This window comes from Ideonella sp. P3_A4, assembly GCF_056403075.1.
In genome coordinates, this window is record NZ_JBFUGE010000817.1 from 1 (window position 1) to 736 (window position 736).

Here is a 736-nt window from a genome sequence, read left to right on the forward strand (position 1 = left end):
TAGAGAGAGGCGGCCAGCAGCTCGGTGATGCAGGGCGCGATCGTCATCGGCCCTGCGTTCGGTGGTGCGATCTATGCCTGGGCCTCGGTGGCCGGCGGCGGCCACCTCGGTGCGGCGCCCGGCGCCGTCGGCGTCTACATCGTGTCCTTGCTGATGTTGATGGTCTCGATGATGGCAGTGGCCCTGCTGCGCTACCGCACCCGCTTCGAACGCACGGCCGCTGCCAGTTGGGACAGCGTGACCGCCGGCCTGCGCTTCATCTGGCAGCGGCCGGTGATGCTGGGCGCGATCTCTCTCGACTTGTTTGCGGTGCTGCTGGGCGGCGCGACTGCGCTGTTGCCGATCTTTGCGCGCGACATCTTGCAGACAGGCCCGCAGGGGCTGGGCCTGCTGCGTGCGGCGCCGGCCGTCGGCGCGGTCGTGGTCGGCTTCTGGCTGGCCCGCCGCGGCATCGAGCGCCATGCCGGCGCTTGGCTGCTGGGCGCGGTGGCGGTCTTTGGCGCAGCCACCGTGGGTTTCGGTCTCGCGCGAACGATGCCGCTGGCGTTGGTGATGCTGGCCATCTCCGGCGCGGCCGACATGTTCAGCGTCGTCATCCGCCAATCGCTGGTGCAACTGGAAACGCCTGAAGACATGCGTGGTCGCGTCGGCGCGGTCAACTCGGTCTTCATCGGCGCCAGCAATCAACTGGGCGAGTTCGAATCAGGCGCCACCGCGGCGCTGCTTGGGCCCGTCK

1 pseudogene is annotated in these 736 nt (G+C 69.3%); it reads left to right on the forward strand.

From position 1 onward, the window contains the following. Positions 1-9: 9 nt before the first annotated feature. A pseudogene (locus tag AC1DYI_RS33125) lies at positions 10-736 on the forward strand (MFS transporter); the annotation flags it as partial.